Origin of the sequence: Bifidobacterium vansinderenii, assembly GCF_002234915.1 — a bacterium.
Lineage (GTDB): Bacteria > Actinomycetota > Actinomycetes > Actinomycetales > Bifidobacteriaceae > Galliscardovia > Galliscardovia vansinderenii.
Window position 1 is genome coordinate 141,979 of record NZ_NEWD01000004.1, and the last position, 23,161, is coordinate 165,139.

Here is a 23,161-nt window from a genome sequence, read left to right on the forward strand (position 1 = left end):
CAGTGAAGCTAAATAAAAGTTAAGCCCGTCTCGTGTTATGCGCGAGACGGGCTTAACTTGTGCGAGAGCCCCCGAAAGGCTATTCAACGCCCATTCCAAATCCCTTGTTGTTCACCGGTTCGTCGGGTTGTGGCTTTCTTCGGCGGGTTGGCGGAATTGGACCGATGCCGGTGTTTTTCGGAAAATGGGCCGGTGTTGTTAGTTCCATCCTCCGACGAGTTCGAGGCAGCAGTGGCCCGTTACCGAGTGGCCTCGGTAAGTGCCGACCACTTGGCTTGCGCCTTCGTATTTGCGCCCTGAGGGGTTCGGCGAAGCGATTTCCTGTTCGTCCATGATGGATGTAACGATGAGTTTCGCTTCCCATTCAGGGATGGAGATAGTCCATCCGGTTGGGTATTTCATGCCGGTCACAGGACTTTCCCATACGTTGAAGGAGTCGCCGACCATCGGATCCACGCCGGCGGAAGATTGGGTGCCGTCCTCATGCAGGACGCTGGCCCAGCAATGTTCGCTGCCCGTGGCCAGTTCGGTTACACCCCATAGGCTGATCACGTCGGGATCGTTATCGAAGCAGAGGTTCATCCACAGCCATTTGCAGTTGTAGCCGTCCTTGAGGCTTCTGCCTTTGGGCATGCCGGCGAACTGACGGTCCATCCATACCATTCCCTCCACCTCGTGGCGCTGGCCGTCGAGAGTGATGACGCCTTTGGCAGCCATGTGCGGGAACGAGTATTGGTAGTTGGCCACTCCGGCGATCTGGAAGTAGCCGGTACCGAGACTGTAGAGTGGGTATCCGGTGCCGTGCAGGTCGAGGTAGATGGATCCGTCCGGCATGGCCGATGCGATGCGCATGTTGTCGAGGTCGCCTTCGATGACGTCCTTGTCGGTGTGGATGTGCAGTCCCTGGCCTGCGACCTGTCCTCGCCTGACCTTGTAAAAGCGGTCTTCGTGACGGTAGATGCGTCCGGTCTCATCGGTGATGGACAGCACGCTGTTGATCATGCGCACCGGCAGGTATTTGGAGAACTGCAGGACGCTGACATGGTACATGAAGTTAAGGGTGTGGCCGCCCGTCTCGAAATGACCGACCCAGAACCATGAGTTGCCGACTTTGTCGGTGCGTATGAATGTGTCTTGGATGGGATCCACCAGCGGTTCGGTGCCGTGGTGGAAGGTACGGATGTTGTGGGTCAGCGAGTTGTTCGTGTTGTTCATCATGTCTCGTTTCGTTTTGGTTCCGTGTCTGTTGATACGTTGTCGTTTCGGTCACTGTCCGACGAGAGTCCGTTTCGTCGTGCCTCGGCGCGTTCGAGTCGCCAGAAGCGCTGTGACGAGGGCGGCCGCGAGGATGACCGCGATGGCGGAGAATGCCAGCGTCGAGCCGAGTATGGATTGCGCGTGTCCGGTGGCGGTGGGCGCGAGGGTGGTGGACAGCGCGGAGATGGATACGATGAGGGCTGTGCCCATCGAGGAGGCGATCTGTCCGACGGTGTTGGTCACGCTTTGCGCGTGTCCGATGTTTTCGTTGTCGAGTGCGTTGATGCCCCAGGTGTTCACCGGGGTCATGGCGAACATGAGTCCCGCGTAGAGCACGGTATAGGCGCATGCCGTGAGGATGACCGAGGCGTCCGCGCCGAGCAGAGCCATAAGCACGCCGCCGATGGTCATGACCGTCAGGCCGGGCAGGGCGACCTTGCGGATGCCGTATTTGTCGAACATGCGGCCTGAGACGATACCGCAGCATGCGCCGATGAGGGCGCCGGGAAGCATGGCGAGCCCGCTGGCGGTGGCGGATGCGCCGAGCACGGTCTGGATGAACATCGGCACCATGACGTTGCAACCCATGAGGGCCGCCTGCATGCATGCCACGATGATCACCGAATGCGCGTAGGTGCGGTTGGCGAGGATTCCGACGCGCAGCATCGGTTCCTTCGCCTTGAGCTGTCGGCGCACGAACACGGCCACGAGCAGCACGCCAACGACGATCAGCGAGACGGTGAGCATCATGTTGCCGGTGGACGTGAACGTGGACAGCCCGTACAACAGGCATGCCAGACCGACCGAGGAGAGCAGCACGGAGACAAGGTCGAACGCACCCGGTTGGAAGCCGTCGAAGTTACGCAGGTAGACGGCGGCCAACGCGATGACGATCAGCGAGACTGCCGCCATGATGACGAACAGCGTGCGCCAGCCGAACGAGTCGATGATCACGCCGGAGACGGACGGGCCGAGCGCCGGGGCGAACCCGACGACGAGTCCTGTGATGCCCATTGCCGTACCGCGGCTTTCCTTGGGGAACACGAGCAGGATCACCGCGGTGACCATCGGCATGATCGCACCGGTGCACAGGGCCTGCAGCACCCGGCCGACCATGAGCAGGGGGAAGGTCGACGCGAATGCGGCGACGAGACTGCCGGCCGCGAACAATGAGATGCATCCAATGAACAGTCTGCGGGTGGAGAAGCGTCCCATGAGGAACGCTGCGAGCGGGATGACCATCGCCTCGACCAGAGAATAGCCGCTGGACAGCCACTGAACGGTGGTGGAATCCACCCCGAGATCCTTCATGATGGACGGCAGTGCCGGCGTGACCACCGACATGTTGAGCACGGCCAGCAATGTGCCCATGAGCAGCACGATGACCATGATCCATTGTTTTCTGTTGATGCCAAGTTTCACAATAACACTCCGATAAACAATAGTTATTGATTATTCAACGAGCATCAATTATTATCGAAACGCAACGGATGACAACCACCGATATGCGACATTTCTCGCTTATTCGACGATTTGCCTGAATCGTCGAATAACACGCGGCTTATGGACGGAGCAGGAATGACGCTACCGGCAGAACGAAAGGAGCATGGTGACCGATCTGCGCATCGTCAAAACCCGCAAGGCAATCCGCGAGGCGTTTCTGCGCCTACGAGCATCAGGAGTTCCGGTCTCGAAGGTCAAGGTCAAGGACATCTGCGACCTTGCGCTCGTCAACCCGAGCACGTTCTACAAGCATTACCTCGACGTATACGACCTCAACGACAAGCTTGAGGACGAGACCATCGACGCGATGCTGGAGCATTACCCCGACAAGGACAAGATCCTGTCCGATCCACCCGCATTCCTCAATGGCTGGAGACCGGCCATCGACAGCCAGATCGACGATCTGCGCGTCCTGTTCGCAGGCCGCCCCGAAGTCATGTTCCGCAAAATCGAATCGATGCTCGTCGAACGTTACTCCGCCCGAGCAGCGAACGAGCGCGAGCGCATCGCCGCCGTCTTCTCCATCGCCGGGGCCCTCCACTCGCTTGGCCTGCTCAAGCTGGAAGGCGGACAAAGCGACGACGAGATCATCGCGGCTGTCGTCGAAAACCTCAACGCCATCGCCGCTCGGATCCCCGACGGACGATAACGAACACCCCCTATACGAATCAACGGCATCATCACACGGATACTCTCAATCATCATGGAACAGATAACAGAACATCATCACATCCCATCGTCGGCATCGCGATTCGCCGCATCGATACTGACCGCGCTGGTCTTCGTCGTCGCGCTGAATCTGCGAGCCCCACTCACATCCGTCGGCCCGCTGCTGCCACGGATAGGGGCGTCCGAACATCTCAACGCGACGATGCAGGGTCTGCTCGGCTCGTTGCCCATCCTCGCGTTCGCCGTTGTCTCCCCGATGGTGCACCGGGCCGCCGAACGCCTCGGCATCGAACGCACCGTGCTGGCCGCAATGGCGTTCCTGACGCTCGGCATCGTAATCCGTTCGGCATGTGGCACCATCGGATTGTGGACCGGCACGCTCGTCATCGGCTGCTCGATCGCGGTGGGCAACGTTCTGGTGCCGGCCATAGTCAAACGCGATTACCCCGGTCACACATCACTTGCCACCGGCATATACTCCGCATGCATGACCGGCATGGCCGCGTTCGCCTCGGCCGTGACATTGCCCCTGTCCGATGCAATCGGGTGGCAGGGCACGCTCGGCATCTGGGCCATTCCCGCCGGAATCGTCACGCTGCTGTGGCTATGGCGTTCACGGGCGAATGCGCAAAGGACGACCCCGGCTGCGAAGACCGCCGCCGATGAGCAGCCCCGCAGCCGACAGAGTACGGCATCGGAGACCCGACTCCGCGTCTCCATGTGGAAAAAGGCCGGAGGCATGGGCTGTCACCCTGTTCATGGGGCTGCAATCTGTGAACTATTACGTGTGCGTCACCTGGCTGCCCACCATCGAGGTCTCCTTCGGGGTGCCCGCCGACCGGACCGGCTGGCATCTGGCGGTCTTCCAGCTCGTCGGTATCGTCATGGGACTGCTCATCCCCGTGCTGTTGAAGGGCGACAGCCAGGTCGCCGCCGTTGTCGTCGCCAGCGTGCCATTGGCCATCGGTGCACTCGGACTGGCATTCGCACCGCGGCTCGATCTGCTGTGGATCATCGTCGCCAGCATCGGCTCGGGATGCTCTCTGGTCGTGGCACTCTCATTGATCGGATTGAAGACCTCGACCACCGAGGAGACGACGCAACTGTCGGGCATGGCTCAATGCGTCGGATACCTACTCGCCGCAGTCGGTCCCACGTTGGCCGGAACGATCTACGACATCACCTCGGGATGGCGGACGGTGCTCATCATGCTGGCCATACTAGCCGTCGCGCAGACCGCCATCGGCATCATCATCGGACGGAATAAGGAAGCGGGGCGATGACCATGCTCGGCGAAACACCCTACGACGCAATGGTGCTAGCCAGGTCGGTGGGCTACTATAATCAGCGAAATCTCACGAAAGTCGTCAAAACGGCGTCATTGCAACGAAAACGCACCTAATGAAGTCCTCGGAAACCGAGCAAATCAACCCTTCAAAATAACAAGGGGTCGCGGGTTCAAATCCCGCCGGTCCGACCAATTAGCCCGGAATCACAATGATTCCGGGTTTTTTGTATTCCCGCAGACGGAATCAAGAGGACGCCGACATTGCCGCCTCCCATCGTTTCCGGATCTCATGATTTTGCCTCAAAACCAACGGACGGTGAACGACAGCCGTCTTTTTTGACAAACCATACCCCCTTATTCGCTTTTGTCCTATAAAATGAAATCCTGTGTCCAAACGAAAGGGGAACCGTGTCCAACGATTCATTTAGCCTGTCCGCCGCCAAGATGCGCGAACATGGCATGAGCGAGATCGCCATTTCGCAGTTCGAGCGACTCTACCGCACATGGCAGGCCGATCAGTCCGAGTGGATCCGCGAAGAGGACGTTGAGCCTCTGACCGACATTCCGGCCGTGCGCGACATCCACCACACCATCGATCACGACAAGGCGCTTGAGGCGTTCCGCAAGACCGCATTCCTCAAGCTCAATGGCGGTCTGGGAACCTCGATGGGTCTCGCAGGTCCGAAGTCGCTCCTGCCCGTCCGCCGTCACAAGGCGAAGCGCATGCGCTTCCTCGACATCATTCTGGGCCAGGTCATCACGGCGCGCACCCGCGAGAACGTGCAGCTGCCGCTGACGCTGATGAACTCCTTCCGCACGTCAAAGGAATCCATGGCCGTGCTGCACCACAACCGCCGCTTCCATCAGGAAGACATCCCCATGGAGATCATCCAGCATGTGGAGCCGAAGATCGACGCCGCCACCGGTGCCCCCGTAGAGCATCCAGTGCGAGCATCCGATGCTGTTCATGCTGACCGGCTGGACCACGTCGCTGGTGTTCGCGTTCATCGTGTACACGCTGGTCGTGTCGTTCGGCAATCCGGGCAAGGCGTTGTGCGTGCTGATCATGGTGATGCAGATCACCGGTGCGGGCGGCGCGTTCCCGGTGGCCATGCTGCCGGAGTTCTTCCAGAACGTGCATCCGTTCCTGCCGGCCACGCACGCGGTGGATGCGTTCCGTTCCGCCATCGCCGGCATCTACGGCAATGATTATTGGATTTCGATGGGCCGTCTGCTGGCGTTCGTGCTGCCGATGCTGCTGCTCGGTCTGGTGCTGCGCAAGCCGCTCATCAGCTTCAATGCCAAGTCCATCGCCACCCTCAGCAAGACCAAGGTGCTGGGCTAGCGCGACGACGCGATGTGCGGGAACAGCACGATGTGCGATATGGGTGCGTGCGGGACGATGACGAGATCGTCATGGTGTTTGTAGGCGCGTAGAGGCTGGACCCCTCCCTCAGTTACAACTGGACCCCTCCCTCAGTCACGCCGTTCGGCGTGACAGCTCCCTCCCCTGGAGGGAGCACACAGGTGCCATCGCTTGGTGCTCCCTCCGAGGGAGGGAGCTGCGGACAGAGCGAACATGGTGGTGTGGGTACCGACGATCGCTTGGTGCTCCCTCCGAGGGAGGGAGCTGGCCGCCGTAGGCGGACTGAGGGAGGGCTTCACCCCATTGCGAGTAAGAAAAAATCCCCCAAAAGCCAGGGAGCCCGGTCCGCGGAAATCCCCCATTCCCGCGGACCTTCCATCCCCGCTTGCCTACTTACTGCGCGCTGCGCTCGAGCGCCTGGTCGAGGTCGGCGATCAGATCGTCCACGTTCTCCACGCCCACGGACAGGCGGATCAGGTTGTCGGGCACCTGCAGGGTGGTGCCGGAGACGGACGCGTGGGTCATGGCGGCCGGGTGTTCGATCAGCGATTCCACGCCGCCCAGCGATTCGGCCAGCGTGAAGATCTCGGTGCCGGCGGCGAACTTGAGCGCCGCGTCACGACCGGCGGCCAGCTGCACGGAGACCACGCCGCCGAATCCGCCGTGCATCTGGCGGGCGGCGATCTCGTGGCCGGGGTGCGATTCGAGGCCCGGATAGAGCACGCGCTCCACTTCGGGGCGGGCGGCCAGGTGCTCGGCGATGGCGAGCGCGTTGGCACTGTGGCGCTTCACGCGCAGTTCGAGGGTCTTGAGACCGCGGGTCTGCAGCCAGGAGTCGAATGGTCCGGGCACGGCGCCGGCGGAGTTCTGCAGGAACGCCACCTGGTCGCGCACCTCCTCGTCGTTGAGCACGATCGCGCCGCCGACCACGTCGGAGTGGCCGCCGATGTACTTGGTGGTGGAGTAAACCACGGCGTCGGCGCCGAGTTCGAGCGGGTGCTGGAGTACAGGCGAGGCGAACGTGTTGTCCACCACGATCTTGGTGCCGTGCTTGTGAGCGATGTCGGCGGTGAGTTCGATGTCGGTGACGCGCAGCATCGGGTTCGACGGGGTCTCCACCCAGATGTACGCGTAGTCGTTGGATTCCAGAGCATCGCGCACGGCGTCGGGGTCGGAGATGTCGACCACGTCGAGGCCGATGCCCCACGGTACGAACACCTTGCTCAGCAGTCGGTAGGTACCGCCGTACACGTCGTTGCCGAGCAGCACGCGGTCGCCGGGCTTGAGGGTGGAGCGCAGCAGCACGTCGATCGCGGCGAGTCCGGACGAGAAGGCGAGCGCGTACTTGCCGCCTTCGATCGCGGCGAGCTGGGTGTCGAAGGAGTCGCGCGTGGGGTTCACCGAACGGCTGTAGTCGTAGCCGTGGCGCAGCTGGCCGACGCCGTCCTGCTTGAACGTGGAGGTCAGGTAGAGCGGCGGGACGACTGCGCCGGTGATCGGGTCGGGTTCCTGGCCGGCGTGGATGGCGCGGGTGGCGAGCTGCGTTGCGGTGAAGTCGATGGTCATGATCTGGTTTCCTTTATGGTGTTGTGTTTGTTTAATAGGTCTAATACTTGTCCTTCCCCTTGAGGGGAAGGTGTCCGGCCACGCCGGACGGATGAGGCGATGCAGCGTCAGTCGCAATCTCACGTCGCCGTTCGTTTGCCACCTCATCAGTCAGCCTTCGGCTGCCAGCTTCCCCTCAAGGGGAAGCAAAAGACTCGGGGCTCTTCTCTTATTCCCCTTCCCCTTGAGGGGAAGGTGTCCGGCAACGCCGGACGGATGAGGTGACGCGCCCTACGCGTACACCGGCTCGCTGAGCACCGCGTCCACGAGCGACGGCTGTGCCGTGCGCGCCACGATGTCGCCGAATCCGTTGTCGATCATCCACTGGTCGTTGAAGATCTTGCCCAGGTAGCTGCGTCCAGAGTCGGGCAGCAGCACCACCATGAGCGCGTCCTTGCCGAGCTTGTGCATGCGCGCGTACTTGAGCGCGGAGACGACGGCCATGCCGCTCGAGCCGCCCACGAGCAGCCCCTCCTCAGCGGCGAGTCGGCGGGTCATCTCGAACGCCTCGGCGTCGTTGACCTGCACGATCGAGTCGACCACGGTCGGGTCATACGCCTCGGGGTAGAAGTCCTCACCCACGCCTTCGATCTTGTACTGGTGCACGTTGTCGGGGTTGGAGTAGATGGAGCCCTCCGGGTCGGAGCCGATCACGGTCACCTGGTTAGCGGACGCGTCCTTGAGGAAGCGGCCGGTGCCGGAGATGGTGCCGCCGGTGCCGATGCCGGCCACGAAGTGCGTGATCTTGCGGTCGGTGCCCTCCCAGATCTCCGGTCCGGTGGTGCGGTAGTGGCTTTCGGGGCCGTTGGGGTTGCTGTACTGGTTGGGCTTGAACGCGCCGGGGATCTCGCGGGCGAGTCGGTCGGACACCGAGTAGTAGGAGCGCGGGTCGTCGGGTTCCACGTCGGTGGGCGTGACGACGACTTCGGCGCCGTATGCGCGCAGTACGGATCGCTTGTCCTCGGAGACCTTGTCGGGCACTACGAAGATCGTGCGGTAGCCGCGCTGCTGGGCGACGAGCGCGAGGCCGACGCCGGTGTTGCCGCTGGTGGGTTCGACGATCACGCCACCGGGTTTGAGTTGGCCTGAGCGTTCGGCGGCGTCGATGATGCGAGCGGCGATGCGATCCTTGGACGAGCCGCCGGGGTTGAAGTATTCGACCTTGACGGCGATGGTGGCGTCGATGACGTCGGTCACGTGGTTGAGGCGGACGAGCGGAGTGTTGCCGACGAGCGAGGTGATGGAGTTGACGATGGTCATTGCAGTTCCCCTTGTTTCACGATATGCGATTGGCTTGTTTGGTATCGGATGCTTGATGTGGTGCCGATTTGATTGGCATCGGTAACACCGCCGACCCCTTTGCCAACCGGTGTTGCAATCGCGTGAAACAAGAGCGGGGATTGTGGATTCCGTCCGGTGCTGGCCGGGAGGAGGTTCCGAGGATTTCGTTGATTTCCGTCGATCGTCGGTGTGTGATTCGTTCGTGATGCCGAATCCGTATGGTCAACCGATGATCGGCTGAAGTGTGAAGTGGATTCGTCGCCCGACTTGGCGGAATATGAAAAACCGTTCTGTTTCAGTTATGCGTCACTGGCCAGCACCCCGTATGCCTGCACTCGGCGACCGCGATCCGCGGTTCGGTGCGCATACCCTGAGGGGCGGCGGCTAGCGACAACAACATGAAAAGAACGTCATGACTCAAACCGTAGCACACCCATCCACCCCGGCGTGTCGCAACAATCGAAGTTCCTTCCTTGGTGAATTTGGTAGTCAAAACGGGACGCTTGACGGATTTGGTAGTCGAAACGGGACAGTGTGAGCGCGCACAGAGGGGTTGGGATGTCGCGTTTGGACTACCAAGTTCGGATTGACTACCAAAGTGTGCGGGATCGACTACCAAGTTCGTGATTGGGTTGAGGCGCCCTCCCCTCAGTCGGCTGCGCCGACAGCTCCCCTCCCAAGGAGGGGAGCCAGAGGGGGGCAGCAGTCGCGCTGTATTTTTCCCTGCCAGAGGAACCAGAGGGAACTAACGCAGATGGAGCAGCTACTTTGTGGTGCGGGTGATGAGGACGGCGTTGCGGTGGAGGGTGTAGCCGCCGTTGGCGTTCGGCTCGCAGCGGTGGGCGATGATCACGTCGCCGGGCACGGACTCCAGGGTCACGTCCTCCTTGCCGCGCGGCAGGTAGAAGTCGAAGCGAGTGTCCGCGGCCTCACGCACAGTGTGGAGGATCGAAGCATCGCCCGCAACGACACCACCGGAAACCACACCTGTAGATGCGCCGGTACCGGCGGCATCGGAAACGTCGACACCATCCTCGGAGTCATCTCCGGCGACCGCACCGGCCGCACCAGCACCAGCAAGATACCCCCGTACGAAATCGCCCAGCGCCTCGCGGTCGAGGTCACAGCCCACGTAGTAGGCCTCGCCGTCGCCGTAGGCGTTGCGCACGAGCGCGGGCACGCCGTCGAGCTCCCACTCCTCGGCATCCGCGCCCTCGTACGTCGCAAGCACGGTCGCCGAATCCGCCACGGACGTGACCACGTTGGCCCACAGGCGCGCAATCGCGCCGTTCGACAGACCGACCGCATCCGGGTCGCCGTCCACCGGTCCGAGGATGTTGAACTCCTCGGCGCGCACGCCTGCCACGTCGCGCAGCATGCCCGGATAGCCGCCAAGCGCGGTGTGGAACGTCTCATCCATCAGTCCGGTCGCATAGCCGATCACCACGCGACCGCCGCCGCGCACATACCCCCGTACGCGGTCACACGCAAACTCCGACAGGTTGATCATCGTCGGCATCACGATCGTGTCGTACTCACTCCAGTCGGCACGCAGCGGCACCACGTCGGCACGCACGCCGGCGTCGAGGAACGCGTAATACCAGTCGCGCACGTCATGCCAGTGGTTGAGCTTCATGCTGGGCAGGGTCTCACAGCGGGTCATCCACTCGCAGTCGGCGTCGAACAGGATGGCCGTGCGAGAGCACCGCACCTCGCTCCCCTGCACGCCGGCGTCGGACAGCGTGCGCAGCATGCCACCCAGTTCGCACACCTCGCGGTAGACGGCGGAATCCTCGCCGGCGTGTGGCAGCATGGCCGAGTGGAAGCATTCGGCGCCGGAGCGGGACTGCCTCCATTGGAAGAAGCAGATGGCATCGGACCCGAGGGCCACGTGCGCCAGAGCGTCGCGCACGAGCTGGCCGTGGCGCTTGCGCGAGTTGAGCGGCTTCCACTGCACGGCGGACGTGGAGTGCTCCATGAGGTACCAGGGCCTGCGCTGCGCGAATCCGGAGACGAGCGAGTCGGAGCAGGCGAGTTCGTCGAGATGGTCGCGGCCGGCGGTGAAGTAGTGGTCGTTGGACACGAAGTCCACGTCGTCGCTCCAGTCGGCGTAGTCCATGGTGCACTGGTCGGTGGAGACCATGAAGTTGGTGGTGAACGGCTTGCCGGGGCAGATGGCCTCGATGGCGTCGCGCTCGGCCTTGTAGAACTCCTTGAGGCAGTCGGATCCGAAGCGCTCGTAGTCGAGCATCTGGCCGGGATTGACCATGGAGTCACCGCCCATGTGACGCGGCAGCAGCACTTCGTCGAACGAGTTGACGTGCTGCGACCAGAACGCGGTGCCCCACGCCTCGTTGAGCGCATCGATCGTACCGTACCTGCGCTCGCACCAGCGGCGGAATTCGCGCAACGAGTCGTCGGAGTAGTCGTGACGGTTGTTCCAGCCGTACTCGTTGTTCATGTGCCAGGCGGTCACGTACGGATTGTCCTTGTAATGTTCGGCGAGGCGACGGCACAGGTCGAGCGCGTACTCGCGGAACACGGGGCTGGTGGGCCGCCACGACTGACGGGAGCCGGCGTTGACCACGTCGCCGTTGCGTTCGATCGGCAACACTTCGGGGTGCTTCTCGTACAGCCACAGCGGTGCGGCGGCGGTCGCGGAGGCGAGATCGACGGCGATGCCGGCGCGGCCGAGCTTGTCGATGATGCGGTCGAGCCAGTCGAAGTCCCACGTGTCCTCGGTGGGCTGGATACGGTCCCAGCTGAAGATGGCGAGCGCGACGGTGTTCACACCGGCCTTGACCATGAGTCGTACGTCGTCGTCCCACACGTCTTCGGGCCACTGGTCGGGGTTGTAGTCGCCGCCGTAGGCGATGCCGCGGCCGTTGTCGGTAAGCAGGGCGGGCCAGCGGAAGGGTCGGCGCACGGCGTCGGGTCCGTGGCCGAGCGGCTTGTCGGCGGATGGCACGGGTGAGGTGGACTGTGCGAATGCGGCGGTGTTGGTAACGGTCATGATGATTCCTTGCGATGCGAATACGGAAAAGATAAAAGATATGAAAAACGGAGGCGGGCGAGCGGAGGTGAAGGGCTCGCCCGCCTCCGAGGGGAGGGAGGGTGCCGGCCGTCGTCGTCAAGGCTCGGCGACGACCGATGATTTGGTTTGCGCCTACTTGGCGGAGGCGGAACCGGCGGCGTTCGCACCGGCAGCGGCACCGGAGGCGTCGGCGGTCTCGGTCGCGTTCTCCTCGACCACGTCGGCGTCCTGGGCGTCCTCGGACGTGATCTCGCCGCTGGCAAGCTTGGCCTCGAGCTCCTCGACGATCTTGGCGTGCATCTTCTCGTCGATCTTCACGGTGAACATGAAGACGAGGAGGCTGGCCACGATCAGGGCGAGCGGCGTGTAGAAGGCGAACATCTTGAAGGTGCGGATGTTGGCAGCGGTCATGTCGTCGGCGGTGGCGGTGCCGACCATACCGGCGGCCACGGCGATGAAGCCGACGATGCCGTTGGAGAAGGCGCCGGCGATCTTGTCGAGCATCGGGCGCACGGACAGGGTGACGGCCTCGTTGCGGCGGCCGGTCTTGAGCTGACCGTACTCGATGGAGTCGGTGAGGCTCAGGATGGCGGTCATCTGGATGAATGTGCCGGGGATGTAGAACAGCACGAGGGCCACGATCACGAGGGTGAGGCTCTGGGCGCCGATGATGAACATCACGTAGCCGGCGATCATGAACACCATGCCCGCGAGGTACAGGTAGCGGCGCGGGATGTAGCGGTTGAGGATCGGGTAGAGCGGCGCGGCGATCAGGCCGGTGATGATCGGGATCACGCCGGCGATGGAGAAGGCAGCGGGCTGACCGAGCACGAACTTGAACAGGTAGAGCAGCACGCCGGTGGTGGCCACGTTGGCGATGGCGTACAGCAGGTAGCTCAGGGCGACCCACAGCAGCTGGTCGTTGTGGGCGAGGGCGCCGAACGCCTGCAGCGGGTTGCCGTTCTCCTGGGCCTTGGAACGCAGGGCGCTCTCGTTCTCCTTGGTGCCGAACGCGACGGTGAGTGCGGTGAGGATGCCGAGCAGGGCCACGATCACGCCGAAGGCGGTCCAGCCGGACTGGCTTTCGGTGTGAGAGCCGGTGAACACGTAGCTGAAGTAGGTGACGATCGGGATGACGACCACGGTGATGCCGTTGTAGCCGATGGAGCCGGTGAAGGAGCCGAGTGCGGTGTAGACGCTGCGCTCGTGGGAGTCCTCGGACAGCGCCGGGATCATGCCCCAGTAGGAGATGTCACGCAGGGAGTAGAACACGTCGAGCACGATGAACACGACGACGAACAGGATGATGAACCAGGTCTCGCTCACGTTGACCAGACCGAACAGGCCGGTGTAGACGAGGGCGAGCAGCACAGCGGAGGTGCAGCCGCCGATGACCTGCCACGGGCGGAAGCGGCCGAACTTGGTGGTGGTGTTGTCGATGAGGTTGCCCAGCAGCGGGTCGATGAAGATTTCGCCGATGCGGATGGCCACGATCAGGCCGGTGATGATGCCGATGAGCTTGGTGGCGAGCGCCTTGTCGACTCCGGCGAACATGGTGCTGGTCACGTAGACGACGAAGTAGGTGCTCAGTGCGTTGTAGAACGCGGACTGGCCGAAGTTGCCGACGGCGTAGCAGATACGGCGTCCGATGCCGCCCGACTTGGCGGCGGTCGGCTGGTTTTCTTCCTTCATGTTCGTGCTTCTCCTTAGAAGACGTAAACGTGTGCGAGATCTTCCGTTGATCTGACATTCGTTAGTGTATGCCGTTACCACAATAAAGTAAAATCCATTACTATTTTGTTGGCAATCCGGGCGTGTCGTGTGCGTTTGCGCAAGTAATTCGGATTTTCGGCGACAAATGCGATCAGCATCGGAAATCGTTGCAATATCAACGATATTAGTCAGTCGCACGTCAGATTGTTTTTGTTGCGTTGATTTGCTTTCTATAAGAGGTATGACCCATACGCCCGCAGACACCGCCGAAACTACACAAAATCCCATGGTAAATCGCACAAAATGTCAACAAAAGCGCTCATATACCCCACAGATCGTCGCACAATATCGGCATGACCACGACACAACGAAGCATCGACTTGCATAAACCGCCATCTGTTATTACCGTTATCAGCAAAGAGTTTTACTTAACTCTTGGTCATGCGGTCGACACGCTCGCCGCCACGACCGCCACCGACTGAGACAACGACGTTATATGTCAGAAAGACAGGGAACATGACCACCCAGCCCACCGCACACGCATCCCTCGCGGAATCCATCCACATCGCGCACGCCACCGAGGCCAGCGCCGCATGGATCACCGACCCGCAGACGTTCGCCGTCAACCGTCTGCCCGCCCACACCAGCCACCGCTTCTACGATCACAAGCCCCAGCCCGGCGAGACCATGGCCCTGCGCACCAGCCTCGACGGCGAATGGCGCGTGAACGTGGTCACCACCGGCGCGGACGGCTACCCCGTGGCCAGCGCGCCCGGCAAGCACGCCCCCGACTTCGCCCAGCCCGACTACGACGACTCCGCATTCGGCACCATCGCCGTGCCCGCCCACCTGAGCGAAGGCGGCTACCTCAACCCGCAGTACGTGAACATCCAGTACCCGTGGGACGGCCACGACGATCCAATCGCCCCCGATGTGCCCGCGAACAACCACGTGGCGCTCTACCGTCGCACGTTCACCGCCGGTGGAGAGATCGCCGCGGCCATCGCCGCCGCGCGCCCCGTCACCCTCACCTTCCAGGGCGCGCAGACCGCCATCTACGTGTGGCTCAACGGCACGTTCATCGGCTACGCGGAGGACTCCTTCACGCCCAGCGAGTTCGACGTGACCGACGCGATTCACGAGGGCGAGAACGTGCTGGCCGTCGCCTGCTACGAATACACGTCCGCCAGCTGGCTCGAGGATCAGGACTACTGGCGCCTGTACGGCCTGTTCCGCAGCGTGGAGCTCACCGCCCAGCCCGAGGCCCACGTCGTGGATCTGCGCACCGTGGCCGACTACGATCACACCACCGAGGAAGGCTCGATCGACGTCACCGCGCGCATCGCCAACGCCGAGGCGGTCGACTCCGGCGTCGCCGAGATCACCGACGCCAACGGCAACGTCGTCTGGAAGCAGGAATTCGCCACCGCGGACATCGCCGACGGCGTCCTGCACATCGAATCCGGCGTGGGCGAAGTGAACCCGTGGAGCGCCGAGGAGCCCACGCTGTACACGCTCACCGTCACGCTCAACGGCCCGCTGAACGACACGGTCGACGACGTGATCGAGGTGGCGCAGACCTGCATCGGCTTCCGCCACTTCGCCATCGAGGACGGCATCATGAAGCTCAACGGCAAGCGCATCGTGTTCAAGGGTGTGGACCGTCACGAGTTCGACGCCCGCCACGGCCGTGCCGTCACCGAAGAGGACATGCTGTGGGACATCCGCTTCTTCAAGCGCCACAACCTCAACGCCGTGCGCACCAGCCACTACCCGAACCAGACCCGCTGGTACGAGCTGTGCGACGAGTACGGCGTGTACGTGATCGACGAGACCAACATCGAGACGCATGGCACGTGGAACGCCCCCGGCGACCAGGTGACCGCCGAGACCAACGTGCCCGGCAACAAGGACGAGTGGCTCGGCGCCTGCCTCGACCGCGTGAACAATATGGTGCGCCGCGACTTCAACCATCCGAGCGTGGTGATCTGGTCGATGGGCAACGAGTCCTACGCCGGCACCGTGTTCCAGGCCATGAGCGATCTGACGCACGAGCTCGATCCGGTCCGTCCGGTGCACTACGAGGGCGTGTTCTGGAACCGCGAGTTCGACGCGCTGTCCGACATCGAAAGCCGCATGTACGCCAAGCCGGCCGAGATCGAGGAGTATCTGACCAACGACCCGAAGAAGCCGTACATCTCCTGCGAGTACATGCACGCGATGGGCAACTCCGTGGGCGGCATGCACCTGTACACCGAACTGGAGCGCTACCCGCACTATCAGGGCGGCTTCATCTGGGATTACATCGATCAGGCGATCTGGCAGAAGCTCGGCGACGGCAGCGAGCGCCTCACCTACGGCGGTGACTGGGGTGACCGTCCGCACGACTACGAGTTCTCCGGCGACGGCATCGTGTTCGCCGACCGCACCGCGTCCCCCAAGGCGCAGGAGGTCAAGCAGCTGTATGCGAATGTGAAGATCGCGCCGACCGACACCGACGTGACGATCACGAACGACAACCTGTTCGTGTCCACCGCCGGCTACGTGTTCACCGCGCGACTGCTGGTCAACGGCGTGCAGACGTGGAGCGCCGACTACCGTTTCGACGTGCCGGCCGGCGAGACCCGTCGCTTCGACGTGGCGTTCCCCGACGTGAGCGAGGCCGACGACGTTGAGGTGACGTATGAGGTGGATCAGCGTCTGGCCGAGGCCACCGATTGGGCGGAGGCCGGCTATGAGTTGGCGTTCGGCCAGTACGTGACCGTGGTCAAGGGCGCGGGTGTTGCTGACGACGTTGATGATGACGCTGCTGCCGTTGCGTCCGGTGCGGGAGTACTGTCCGGCGCCGCGGCCGAGGCCGATGTGGAGGTCGTGGACTCCCGTTGGAACCTGGGTGTGCACGGCACGAACGGCAAGGACTTCGAGGTCATCCTCTCCCGTACGCAGGGCGGCATGGTGTCGTTCCGTTCGGGTGACCGCGAGATGGTGATCCGTCGTCCGGATCTGGTGACGTTCCGTCCGCTCACCGACAACGACCGCGGCAACGGCAGCGGTTTCGACCGTGCGCAGTGGTTCGGTGCCGGCCGTTACGCCCGAGTGGTGGACACCGCGTTCGAGGCGGGCGACGAGACCGCCACCGCCACGTACACGTACGAGCTGGCCGAGCCGAACCGTACGCATGTGACCGTGCGCTACGAGGTGGCGGCCGACGGCACCGTGCACCTGACCGCCTCCTACCCCGGCGGCGTGGACGCGCCGACGCTGCCCGCGTTCGGTCTGGAGTGGACGCTGCCCGCCGAGTACGAGAACCTGAAGTTCTACGGTCTGGGTCAGGACGAGACGTATCTCGACCGCAAGCACGGCGGCAAGCTGGGTGTGTTCACCACGACGGCGGCCGATTCCGTGGCGCCGTATCTGGTGCCGCAGGAGACCGGCAACCATGAGGGCGTGCGCTGGGCCGAGGTCACGGATGCGACCGGCCATGGCATGCGCGTGGCCGCGGGCCGCGGTGAGGCCGGTGCCGATGCGTTCTCGGCGAGCCTGCTGCCGTACAGCACGCTGATGCTCGAGGAGGCCCGTCATCAGAACGAACTGCCCGCACCGCGTCACACGTTCCTGCGTCTGCTGGCCGCCCAGATGGGCGTTGGCGGCGATGATTCGTGGGGCGCTCCGGTGCACCCGCAGTTCCAGCTGCCCGCCTCCGACCCCTACACCCTCGACGTCACCCTCACCCTGATCTGAGTCGACGTCCCCTTTAGAGGGTGCGACCCGTTCCCCTCTGGCTCCCCTCCATGGGAGGGCCGCCAAACGGCGGACTGAGGGGAGGGCTCAGCCACCTCCGTGCTCCCTCCAAGGGAGGGAGCTGTCACGCCAAATGGCGTGACTGAGGGAGGACCCCATACCATCCCATAAAAAATCGGCGCTTTACGCGGCCCCCGCCACAGCGGGATACCGCGTAAAGCGCCGATTTCGTTTCCGCCTCCGCAGAGTAGAGAGTCGGCCGACATCCGCCGACCGCTCCCCTATCGCATTACCGCGCGACTACCGCACCCTGCCGGCCGGCACGAAGCTGCCGCGTGGTACGAGCGTGGTGGACAGCAGCACGTGGTGCTTCACCTTGCGCCGACCGGCGATCGCCTCGCCGAGAGCGTCGATGCCCGTGCGCACGAGTTCGCGTCGGTCGATGTCGTACGTGCTCAGCGGCGGCGACGTGTACTGGGCGATCGGCTGGTTGTTGACGCTGATCAGACTCACGTCGCGCGGCACGATCACACCGGCCGCGGTGAACGACTGCAGCACGCCCACGGCGATCACGTCGGCCGCCACCAGGAACGCGTCGGGCAGATCGCCCCCACGTTCGGCGATGATCCTCTCCCCCAGCTTGCGACCGCTTTCCACGTTGAACGGGCCATCGATGTAGATCAGCCCGTCGGTGTCGAATCCGAGACGATCCGCCCAGTTGCGGAATGCGAGCAGTCGCATGTCTTCCGGGTATTCGTGCGTGCCCATAATGCGGCCGGTGCCGCCGATGAATCCGACGCGTTTCATGCCGGCCGCGGCGAACTCATCGAGCGCGTCGAGCACGGTCTGCTGCAGGTCGGGCTGCACGGAGTCGAACAAATTCGGCGCGGGGTTGGTGTCGAGGAACACACCGTACGGAAGCACGTCATGCAGACGGTGCAGGGCCTCAACGGGCAGCATTTCGGCGCCGATCGTGATGAATCCGTCGTATCGAGCGGCCTCGGCGATCAGTTGTTCCACGTCGGTGTAGAACGTGATGTCCATATGCTGTTCGGAGGCGGTGCCGACCACCACGTCGCGCAGTTCGTTGAAGTAGGCGTCCTGCAGGTGGTCGCCCGGATCGATCATGTCGAGGATCGCCACGGTGCGCGGCACAGTGACGTGACGTGACGGCTGGGTGGCGTATCCCAGTTCCTCGCTCGCCTGAATGATGCGGCGACGGGTTTCGTCCTTGACCGACAGCGTGGGATCACCGTTGAGCAGACGGGACACCGTCGCCTGCGAGTAGCCCGCCCGTTTGGCGATTTCCTTGATCGTGACCATGCTTCTTCGTATCTCCAGTGCGCGCCATCGTCAGTGCGCATCGTGTCAGTAAATCTATTTACTTAACGATATTACCGCACAAATGCAACATTGTGATCGTGCAAAACACCCCCATACAAGAAAACCTTCCTCAGGAGAGGAAGGTTTTTCTCCGCGCTCTCCCAAAGAAGAGAACACACGACTCAGGCTTAGGCCAGGCTCAGGCGGGGCGCACCACGAGCTCCTGGATCTTGCCGTCGTCGTCCACGCTCTCGATCTGCGCAAGCGCATGGATGATCACGCCCGCATAGTTGGCGTAGAAGTTCACGGTGCGGCTGTTGACCATATGCGGATCACTCACCGAGAATCCGCCCATCACGAACTGGTTGTGGAAGAACATATCAACGGCCTTGTTGCCGTAGAGGAAGATATTCTCCTTGCCCACGAGCGAGGGGCAGTAGTCGAACATGCGGCTCTGTTCGGCGAAGCACGCACCGAGCGCCTCGTAATCCTTGTCCTGCAGCGCCTTGATGTAGTCGTCGATGATCATGAAGTCTCCTGTCTGAAGGTCTGAAAGGTCTGAAAAGTCGGGGAAAAGTCCCACAAGTCTGGGGAATAACGGAAATCCGGAGCGAATCCGGCGGGGAGACGGATCAGTAGACCTTCTCGGAGTGGAGCAGCGCGTCGGTGCCGCCGTCGGCGAACAGCACCACGCCGTTGAGACCGCTGGCCTCCGGGCTGGCCACGAACGCGATCACGTTGGCCACTTCCTCCGGATCCATGAGCGGCTCCTCGCCATAGTGCGTGGGCACCTGGATGGCCTCCATGGCGGCGCGCTGCTCGGGCAGCAGATTGCCGGTCATGGCGGTGCGCACGTTGCCGGGGGCCACGGCGTTGAGACGCACGCCGGAAGCACCCCACTGAGCGCTCATGCGACGGGCCCAGCGGGCGAGCGCGTACTTGGTGGCGGCGTAAAAGGCGTGGCCGCCGATCGGATCGTAGTCCTTGACGAGGTTGACGATGCGCTCCTCGTCGGGGTTGTTGTTGAGCATGCCGACCACGTCCATGCGGGCGTCGCCATGGGCGATGGAGTTGGAGGAGGTGACGGTGCAGCTGCCGTGCTTCTTCTTGAGCAGGTCGAACACGCCCTGGGCCATCACGGTGGCGCCGAAGTAGTTGAGGGAGACGATCAGCGGGATGGGCGCACGACCACCGGCCACGCCTGCGTTGCAGATCATGGCGTCGATGCCGTCGGGGTAGCGTTCGTGCAGCTGGTCGATGGCGTACTGGCGGCCTTCCTTGGTGGCCAGATTCGCGCTGATGTCGCCGTCCTTGAGATCGATGTTGACGACTTCGTGCCCGCGATTGCGCAGAATTTCGGCGGTCTTGGCTCCAATGCCGCTGGTAGCGCCGGTAATGACGTAAACGCCCATGCTTGTCCTTTCGCTGCCCGTTCCGCCAACATCACGACCATCGTGAAACGAAACCGAACAATGTGAGATTCCCTCCGAAAGCGTCACTGCCGGAAGGTGATTCTCACTGTACAGGCATTGGAATCATTGGCGTAGGAACTTGCCACGCTTTGCCAATAACATGTTCCCGCTCACATTTCCCATGTTCAAAATACGTGAGTGGATTTCAGCAGTCACGACGAAGCATTGCACAGATTTGGTAGTCAAAACGCGACACTGCACAAACTTGGTAGTCGAAACGCGACAATGTGAGCGCACACAGTCGGAGAAACTGTCTCATTTCGACTACCAAATTTGCGAATGTATCGTTCCGACTACCAAATTCGGCGCAATGGTGATCGATAGAATGGAATCCTACGTAATACCCGCATCAGGAGCAGTGATATGAGCACGCCGAGCACATCCCCGGACACGCCAAACGCATCCCACACACCGTCGAACGCACTCGATATCAAAGAGTGGGCGGACGAATACGATCAGTCGTTCAAGATCAAGGAGATTTCGGTCTGGGTCGTCAGAATTCTCGGCGTTCTACTGATCGTCGGCGCCGCGGCGATCGCCAGAACCAGCCCGGCACTTGGCCCGCGCACCTGGATCGCCCTATGCCTGGTATTCATCGGTCTGACGTTCGCCCTGCCCTCACCGTCAGAACGGAAGCCGCCACGTAATCTCCCCGACCCGTTCACCCCGATTCGCAACGCATGGAACATGGACTTCGCACCCAACGGCGACCTGCCCAAGCCGGGTCGCACGGTCTTCCTGCATGCGTGGGGCGGGGATGGCCTGTTCCATCAGTACACGCTGCTGCGTCGGGACCGCAACACCGTGCAGCTGTTCGACGAGCATGGCAAGCCCGTCCCGGTCGACGACGGCACCCACCTCCTCGACAAGGACGGCAACCCGACTCCGGTTTCGGATCGGTAACGCGGCAACACATCATACGTCTTCGTTTCCGTTCCACCACACCAGCCGAACCCGCAGCCAAGTCAACGCCTTGCTGCGGGTTCGTCATTGCGGCCGGACAAGCCCTCCTTCTGCCATGACATTCGTTACGACGCCTCTCTCCCGAGAGGGAGAGCACGAGTCGGTACGGAGAGAGGATTCGGCAATTAGACAGTTGGGACGGACTGTGAGGAAGATTACAGGGGCAATCTTTGGCATGAAGTGGCATCACGCGCGGCACTCTTACTAGACTTGTATCGGCTTTGACGGGGACTTCCCGCAGAGACTAGGAACAGTGGCACCGCGACCGACCGATGATCGCACCGTGCCGTATGGAGGCAAGTGCAATGAACGCCATGCTCAACGACGAATCGCACCACAACACCCACGGCGGGTCCGGCAACACCGGCGGCATCGACGAAGCCGCGCAGTCCGACGCCGTACGAACCACCTCCACCACGCAGACCACCGTCACACAGACGACGACCCCGCAGACGACGACCACCACCCGAACCACATCCGACGCCGCGACAACTTCATCCCCCGCCGCGCAGAACCGCCGTCGCCCAACCTCCCATTCCCAGCGCCGCCATCACAAGACGCAGCGTCCGCTCCATATTCTTCTTGGCGTCACCGGTTCGATCGCCGCGTTCAAGGCCTGCCAGCTGGCGTCGAGCCTGACCAAGCACGGCTGCGAGGTGCGTGTGATGATGACCGCCGCCGCGCAGAAGTTCATCGGCCCGGCCTCGTTCGACGCTCTGACGCACACCACCACCCGCACCGACATGTTCCCCGCCTCCGAATACGCCGTTTCGACCGACGAATACGGCGACGCGCGCGTCGGCGTGAGCCACATCGAGGACGCCAAGTGGGCCGACATGGTGGTGATCGCGCCCGCCACGGCCAACGTGATCGCCAAGTTCGCGTACGGACTGGCCGACGACTACCTGACCAGCACCGTGCTGGCCGCCACCTGCCCCAAGCTGGTCTGCCCGGCGATGAACGTGCATATGTATGAGAATCCGGCCACGCAGCGCAACATTCGCATCTGCCGTGAGCTCGGCTTCCGTTTCGTGGATCCGACGTCCGGCATGCTCGCCTGCCAGGATGTGGGCAAGGGCCGCATGGCCGAGCCGGCCGACATCGAGACGGTGATCGGCGACATTCTGGCCGAGACAGAGAGAGCAACCACGCCGAGCGGCAACGCGACCCCCGCAGCCACCGCGACCACCCCCGCAGCCGCTCCGGACACCACGCCCTTCCTCAAGGGCCTCAACGTGCTCGTCACCGCCGGCCCCACGCAGGAGCCGCTCGACCCGGTGCGCTACCTGACCAACCATTCCACCGGCAAGATGGGCTACGCGCTGGCCGAGGCCGCACGCGATCTGGGCGCCACGGTCACGCTCGTGTCCGGGCCGGTCTCGCTGCCCGAACCGGAGGGCGTGAACATCGTGCACGTGACCACCGCACGCGACATGTTCGCCGCGGTGTCCGACAGCTTCGAGCACGCCGACATCACCGTGATGGCCGCCGCCGTTGGTGACTTCCGAGCCGAGACCGCCAGCCCGCAGAAGATCAAGAAGCACGGCCGTACCACGCTCACGCTCGAGCTCGTCGCCAATCCGGACATTCTCGCCTGGGCCGGCGAACACAAGCGCACCGACGGTTCGCAGACGCTGTGCGGATTCGCCATGGAGACCGAGCATCTGGTGGAGAATGCCGCGCGCAAGCTCGCCGAAAAGCACTGCGACATGCTCGTGGCCAACAATCTGCGCGATCCGGGTGCCGGATTCGCCACCGACACGAACGTGGTGACGATTCTCACGCCGGCCGCCGACGCCGACGATCCCGCGGACGAATCGCACAACATCGCCGACATCGAACGCATCGGGCAGATGCCCAAGACCGAACTGGCGAAGCTGATCCTCGCCCGGCTCAACGGTCTGCGGAACAGGCACTGATCCGCGCACCGCGCCAGACAGACAGAC

Annotated in this window: 15 protein-coding genes and 2 pseudogenes; 8 read left to right on the top strand and 9 right to left on the bottom strand. The window is 62.8% G+C overall.

What is annotated here, in order from left to right; translation table 11 throughout:
* Positions 1 to 198: 198 nt before the first annotated feature.
* On the bottom strand, positions 199 to 1,218 hold the full coding sequence (locus Tam10B_RS01685) for a lipocalin-like domain-containing protein (protein WP_093959539.1): 1,020 nt from the start codon (positions 1,216 to 1,218) through the stop codon (positions 199 to 201).
* 48 nt (positions 1,219 to 1,266) lie between these two features.
* Positions 1,267 to 2,679 carry a DHA2 family efflux MFS transporter permease subunit gene (locus Tam10B_RS01690; RefSeq protein ID WP_143248499.1) on the bottom strand — a complete coding sequence of 471 codons (1,413 nt, stop codon included), beginning with the start codon at positions 2,677 to 2,679 and terminating at the stop codon, positions 1,267 to 1,269.
* 184 nt (positions 2,680 to 2,863) lie between these two features.
* On the opposite strand from Tam10B_RS01690, the gene Tam10B_RS01695 reads away from it, so the two are divergent.
* The 5 genes and pseudogenes from Tam10B_RS01695 to Tam10B_RS13470 all read left to right on the top strand — a co-directional run bounded on the left by Tam10B_RS01695 (position 2,864) and on the right by Tam10B_RS13470 (position 6,062).
* Positions 2,864 to 3,409 (top strand): TetR/AcrR family transcriptional regulator, encoded by a 546-nt coding sequence (locus Tam10B_RS01695; protein WP_093959541.1) that lies wholly within the window; start codon positions 2,864 to 2,866, stop codon positions 3,407 to 3,409.
* 222 nt (positions 3,410 to 3,631) lie between these two features.
* Positions 3,632 to 4,039: pseudogene (locus Tam10B_RS13780) on the top strand (MFS transporter); the annotation flags it as partial.
* A 148-nt stretch (positions 4,040 to 4,187) separates the two neighbouring features.
* Positions 4,188 to 4,712, top strand: a complete 525-nt coding sequence (locus Tam10B_RS13460; RefSeq protein ID WP_233133535.1) for an MFS transporter — start codon at positions 4,188 to 4,190, stop codon at positions 4,710 to 4,712.
* Positions 4,713 to 5,161: 449 nt separating this feature from the next.
* Positions 5,162 to 5,662 (top strand): annotated as a pseudogene (locus Tam10B_RS13465) (UTP--glucose-1-phosphate uridylyltransferase); the annotation flags it as partial.
* A 13-nt stretch (positions 5,663 to 5,675) separates the two neighbouring features.
* A complete protein-coding gene (locus tag Tam10B_RS13470; protein ID WP_233133550.1) occupies positions 5,676 to 6,062 on the top strand; it encodes an ABC-2 transporter permease in 387 nt (128 codons plus the stop codon).
* Positions 6,063 to 6,476: 414 nt separating this feature from the next.
* Here the strand turns inward: Tam10B_RS13470 and Tam10B_RS01715 are convergent, their stop codons facing one another.
* The 4 genes from Tam10B_RS01715 to Tam10B_RS01730 form a co-directional block, all read right to left on the bottom strand.
* Complete coding sequence (locus Tam10B_RS01715; RefSeq protein WP_093959544.1) at positions 6,477 to 7,649, bottom strand: cystathionine gamma-synthase; 1,173 nt, start codon at positions 7,647 to 7,649, stop codon at positions 6,477 to 6,479.
* Positions 7,650 to 7,919: 270 nt separating this feature from the next.
* A complete protein-coding gene (locus Tam10B_RS01720; RefSeq protein ID WP_093959545.1) occupies positions 7,920 to 8,948 on the bottom strand; it encodes a cystathionine beta-synthase in 1,029 nt (342 codons plus the stop codon).
* A 784-nt stretch (positions 8,949 to 9,732) separates the two neighbouring features.
* Entirely contained in the window at positions 9,733 to 11,982 is a 2,250-nt protein-coding gene (locus Tam10B_RS01725; protein ID WP_093959546.1) for a beta-galactosidase, read from the bottom strand.
* A 153-nt stretch (positions 11,983 to 12,135) separates the two neighbouring features.
* Complete coding sequence (locus tag Tam10B_RS01730) at positions 12,136 to 13,695, bottom strand: glycoside-pentoside-hexuronide (GPH):cation symporter (protein ID WP_093959547.1); 1,560 nt, start codon at positions 13,693 to 13,695, stop codon at positions 12,136 to 12,138.
* Between the two features lie 537 nt (positions 13,696 to 14,232).
* Between Tam10B_RS01730 and Tam10B_RS01735 the strand changes: the two genes are divergently transcribed.
* The gene (locus Tam10B_RS01735; RefSeq protein WP_093959548.1) at positions 14,233 to 17,457 is read left to right on the top strand and encodes a glycoside hydrolase family 2 TIM barrel-domain containing protein; all 3,225 of its coding nucleotides are present in this window, start codon (positions 14,233 to 14,235) and stop codon (positions 17,455 to 17,457) included.
* Positions 17,458 to 17,757: 300 nt separating this feature from the next.
* Here Tam10B_RS01735 and Tam10B_RS01740 read toward each other — a convergent pair whose 3' ends face one another.
* The 3 genes from Tam10B_RS01740 to Tam10B_RS01750 form a co-directional block, all read right to left on the bottom strand.
* The gene (locus tag Tam10B_RS01740) at positions 17,758 to 18,780 is read right to left on the bottom strand and encodes a LacI family DNA-binding transcriptional regulator (protein WP_093959549.1); all 1,023 of its coding nucleotides are present in this window, start codon (positions 18,778 to 18,780) and stop codon (positions 17,758 to 17,760) included.
* 199 nt (positions 18,781 to 18,979) lie between these two features.
* Positions 18,980 to 19,309, bottom strand: a complete 330-nt coding sequence (locus tag Tam10B_RS01745; RefSeq protein WP_093959550.1) for a Cif family virulence factor — start codon at positions 19,307 to 19,309, stop codon at positions 18,980 to 18,982.
* A 103-nt stretch (positions 19,310 to 19,412) separates the two neighbouring features.
* Positions 19,413 to 20,192, bottom strand: a complete 780-nt coding sequence (locus Tam10B_RS01750; RefSeq protein ID WP_093959551.1) for an SDR family oxidoreductase — start codon at positions 20,190 to 20,192, stop codon at positions 19,413 to 19,415.
* Between the two features lie 423 nt (positions 20,193 to 20,615).
* On the opposite strand from Tam10B_RS01750, the gene Tam10B_RS01755 reads away from it, so the two are divergent.
* A complete protein-coding gene (locus Tam10B_RS01755) occupies positions 20,616 to 21,155 on the top strand; it encodes a hypothetical protein (protein WP_093959552.1) in 540 nt (179 codons plus the stop codon).
* Positions 21,156 to 21,520: 365 nt separating this feature from the next.
* On the top strand, positions 21,521 to 23,134 hold the full coding sequence (locus Tam10B_RS01760) for a bifunctional phosphopantothenoylcysteine decarboxylase/phosphopantothenate synthase (RefSeq protein ID WP_233133536.1): 1,614 nt from the start codon (positions 21,521 to 21,523) through the stop codon (positions 23,132 to 23,134).
* Positions 23,135 to 23,161: the final 27 nt, after the last annotated feature.